At 68.6% G+C, this 3,558-nt stretch carries 5 protein-coding genes and 1 tRNA gene; 1 reads left to right on the top strand and 5 read right to left on the bottom strand.

The features are described from left to right. Nucleotides 1-237: hypothetical protein (locus tag GJ693_RS17105; protein WP_197042237.1), on the top strand; the 237-nt coding region annotated here is incomplete at its 5' end. 10 nt (nucleotides 238-247) lie between these two features. Here the strand turns inward: GJ693_RS17105 and GJ693_RS14750 are convergent. The 5 genes from GJ693_RS14750 to GJ693_RS14770 all read right to left on the bottom strand — a co-directional run bounded on the left by GJ693_RS14750 (nucleotide 248) and on the right by GJ693_RS14770 (nucleotide 3,360). Further along, nucleotides 248-625 carry an ester cyclase gene (locus tag GJ693_RS14750; RefSeq protein ID WP_156257022.1) on the bottom strand — a complete coding sequence of 126 codons (378 nt, stop codon included), beginning with the start codon at nucleotides 623-625 and terminating at the stop codon, nucleotides 248-250. Beyond that, nucleotides 622-1,377 (bottom strand): 23S rRNA (guanosine(2251)-2'-O)-methyltransferase RlmB, encoded by a 756-nt coding sequence (gene rlmB, locus GJ693_RS14755; RefSeq protein WP_156257023.1) that lies wholly within the window; start codon nucleotides 1,375-1,377, stop codon nucleotides 622-624. Before rlmB ends, GJ693_RS14750 begins: the two co-directional genes overlap by 4 nt. 40 nt (nucleotides 1,378-1,417) lie before the next feature. After that, nucleotides 1,418-1,927, bottom strand: coding sequence for a hypothetical protein (locus GJ693_RS14760; RefSeq protein WP_156257024.1), 510 nt, complete (start codon nucleotides 1,925-1,927; stop codon nucleotides 1,418-1,420). A 178-nt stretch (nucleotides 1,928-2,105) separates the two neighbouring features. Next, a tRNA-Tyr gene (locus GJ693_RS14765) sits at nucleotides 2,106-2,192 on the bottom strand. Between the two features lie 100 nt (nucleotides 2,193-2,292). After that, the gene (locus tag GJ693_RS14770; protein ID WP_156257025.1) at nucleotides 2,293-3,360 is read right to left on the bottom strand and encodes a GGDEF domain-containing protein; all 1,068 of its coding nucleotides are present in this window, start codon (nucleotides 3,358-3,360) and stop codon (nucleotides 2,293-2,295) included. Nucleotides 3,361-3,558 lie beyond the last annotated feature (198 nt).

Consider the following 3,558-nt stretch of genomic DNA (forward strand, 5'->3'; position numbering starts at 1 on the left):
CAGGCCTGGGCGCAGATAGGCACCGCGGCCTGGGCACTGGCGCTGGCGCTGTGGGGCCTCGCGGTGTGGCCCCGCCATCGCCCGCTGGCGTGGGGCGCACTGCTGCTGCTGGTGGTGCCGCTGGCCGGCGGCACCGGCCTGATCCCGCTCAACGTGATCGGCTTTGGCGCGGTGGTGGTGGCGCAGGCGCTGTGGGCGGCAGCCGCGGGCGTGCTGTTGTGGCGCGGCCAGCTCTGATCGGCGGCCTTCAGCTGGTCTGGCGCGCGTAATCCTCGGCGTCGAACCAGCCGCGCGACGCTGCGATCTGGCCGGCCCCGTCCAGCTCCCACGCCTCCCAGCCCGAAACGCTGACCGGCTTTCCGCTGCCAGCGTGGGTGCCGGTGAAGGTCCACAGATAGATGGCCGTGCGCCCGGCGGCACGCACGCCGTCACAGTGCAGCACCATGTCGGGGATATCAGCCAGGAAACCGGCCGCCATCTCCGCCACGCCGGCACGGCCCGGCCACGGCGGGCCATCGTTGATGATGATCACGCCGCCTTGCGCATAATGGCTGGCCACGGCGTCGGGCTGGCCGCTGTTCCACGCCGCGGTATAGGCCGCGGCAAGGGCGGCAATGTCGGTCACAGCCCGCGCCGCGCGCAGGCATAGAGCGCGATGGCGCCGGCGTTCGACACGTTCAGGCTTTCGACGCCGCTGATCGGCAACCGGGCCAGCTGGTCGCAATTTTCCACCGTCAGCTGGCGCAGGCCCTCGCCCTCGCTGCCCAGCACCAGCGCCGGCTGGCAGGTGCCCAGCGCTGTTTCCAGCGTGTCAGGCGCATCGCCATCCAGCGCGATGCGCCAGAAGCCGGCTTCGCCGATCTCGCCCAGCGCCCGGGCCAGGTTGACCACCCGCACCCACGGCAACGCTTCCAGCGCGCCGGAGGCCGAGCGCGCCAGCACGCCCGATTCGGCCGGGCTGTGGCGATCCTGGGTCACGATGGCGCGGGCGTTGAAGGCCAGCGCCGATCGCATCAGCGCGCCGACATTGTGCGGATCGGTGACCTGGTCGAGCACGATGATCGGCCGGTTGTCGCCATCATCGGCCTGTTTCAATATGTCGCCCAGCCAGACATTCTCGAGCGGCTCCACCTCAAGCACATAGCCCTGGTGCGGCGCATCGGCCGGGCAAAGCCGGCCCAGATCATAATCGTCACCAATCTGCACCTGCAGGCCCGGCGGGATGACGATGGTCTTGGCGGTCGCCGGTGTCATCCACAATTTTCGGAAACTGCGTTCCGGATTGTCGAGCGCGGCAAACACCGCATGCCGGCCATACAGCCGCGGAAAGGGGCTTTTCTGGCCTTGGCTGTTCTTGGGGTGAGGTCTGCGGCCCATGGCGGCGGCATAGCCGCGCCGGCGGCGTTCCGCCAGCCCTTCAGGACGGGGTGCCCTCACTGGCCATGCTGGCCTTCACCGCCGCTTCGAACTGGGCGGCGTTCATGCCGAAGTGCAGGCCATCGGCTTTCATGTACAGCTCCGACGTGGGAATTCGGGCCAGCCCGGCCTCGCCCTTGATGATCACGCTGTCGCCATCCAGCTTGGTGATGGTGCCGATCACGGCGCCCTGAGATCCATGCACCTCGGCATCGGGCTTGATGGCGTTGGCCAGTGCCTGCTTGCGTGCGGCGGCTGCCTGGTCGGCTGCGGCATCAAGCTGGGACTTGGTCATGGCCAGCAGTGGGCCTTCCGGCCGATCGCCGAAGCTGGTCAGCGGAATGGTCACCTTGTTGGTGCCGGTATCGACCACGGCATTGCCATCGGCGGTGCTGACAATGGTGCCAACAATGCCGCCCGATGTGTCCTTGACGGTGGCGCCAACCGTGATCCCGGCCAAGGCCGGGCCGGCAACAGCGAGTGCAGCGATGAACGTGATGACAATTCGCATTGGGCTCCCTTTCGGTGGACAAGGGCGGGAGCATAACGGAATTGATTCGCAAATTCAGCACTTTGGCGGTGAGACGGGCCAAAAGCGGGGCAAAGCGGCCCGGCGCTGATCGACAGCAGATCATTCCGCAGTGCCTGCAGCCGAGTGCTAAGGCGACGCCATCATCGGAAAAACAGGCTGGTGGAGGGGGTTGGATTTGAACCAACGTAGGGTGAAACCCGGCAGATTTACAGTCTGCTGCCATTGACCGCTCGGCCACCCCTCCACAGATGCAACGGGCGTGCCTGTCGGGAGGCGGCCTAGTGCGTCAGGCCGGCGCGGCTGTCAACTTCAGATTTCAGGGCCCCTTTTGCAAGTTCCGGCGCTCAGCCGCGGTCGGGTACCACCCGGTCGCGGCCGAGCCGCTTGGCGGTGTAGAGCGCGCCATCGGCCCGTTCGATGAGATGGTCCGGGCTGCGGCCGGCGCGATGTTCGGCAACCCCGGCGGAGAAACTGATGCGGCCCATGCTGCTGCCATCGACTGCGCTCCGCAGCACCTGGCCGGCGAGATCGGCGCGGATGCGATCGATGCGGCCAGCGGCGGCCTGCACAGTGGCGCCGGGCATCACGCCCACGAACTCCTCGCCGCCCAACCGGCCGACACAGCCGCCGTCGGGCTCGAGCCGATCAGCGAGGTGGCGGGCAACGAAGCGCAGCACATCATCGCCCATGGCGTGGCCAAAGCGATCGTTGAAGCGCTTGAAATGATCGATATCGACCACGGCCACCGCCAGTGGCGCGCCGGCCGCAGCGGCCTCGGCCTGGGCCTTCTCGATCGCCAGCAGAAGCCCGCGGCGGTTGAACACGCCGGTCAGCGCATCGGTGATGGCGGCGCGTTCGGCCTGGATCAGCCGGTCGGCCAGCGCCCGGCTTTCGGCGGCGGCCTGCTCCAGCTCTTCGATCAGGCGGCTGTTGGCGGCCTGCATGGTGGAGGTCGCGCTGCTCAACTGTTCCAGCAGGCCGGCCAGCATGGTCGCATCCATCGGCCCGGCCAGCCGCTCGCCGCCGTCGGCAATGGCGCGGCCATAATCGGCCAGATCGGTCTGGCCGCTCTCGATGCGCCTTGTCAGCGCCTCGGCCTGGCCATGGGCTTCGGCAATCAGCTGGTTGACCTGGGCCTCGCTCATCTGGCCCAGCAGGGCCTCGCGCAGGCCCGTCAGCACCGACAGGGTGAGGCCGTCGCCGGCCAGCGCCGTGTCGATGGCTTGGGACAATTCGTGATCCTCGCCGCGCACATAGCGCCACAGCACATCATAGACGGCGGGTTCGGGCGGCAGGCCGGTGCGGATCAAGAGGGCGCGGATCTGGTCATACCAGGCCAATGCAGGGGTCGCGAGCTCGGCCGGGGCCGGCGCTGCGGCCTGCGCCACCATCGGGCCCGGCTGATGCTGCATGTGATTGACCCTCCCGCGCTCGCTGACCTGCAAGGGGAACGGCGGCGGGAGTTGGGGGTTTAGGGGGAGATTGGGGGTTCTGCGGAGGTTCTTGGGAGGCAAGGGGGCCGCGGCGAAGCCGCGGCTGACGTCGAACGGGTTCGGCGCGCAGGCGCGCGCGCCGCCCCGCCGGCCGATCTTGCGCCTGTCGGCGCGCGG

The organism is Sandarakinorhabdus oryzae, assembly GCF_009733735.1.
In the GTDB taxonomy this organism is placed as follows: Bacteria; Pseudomonadota; Alphaproteobacteria; order Sphingomonadales; family Sphingomonadaceae; genus Sandarakinorhabdus; species Sandarakinorhabdus oryzae.

Bases quoted from the DNA above. Each gene is read 5' to 3' on its own strand.
- GJ693_RS14770 (WP_156257025.1), bottom strand. From the start codon at position 3,360: ATGCAGCATCAGCCGGGCCCGATGGTGGCGCAGGCCGCAGCGCCGGCC.
- rlmB (WP_156257023.1), bottom strand. From the start codon at position 1,377: ATGGGCCGCAGACCTCACCCCAAGAACAGCCAAGGCCAGAAAAGCCCC.
- GJ693_RS14760 (WP_156257024.1), bottom strand. From the start codon at position 1,927: ATGCGAATTGTCATCACGTTCATCGCTGCACTCGCTGTTGCCGGCCCG.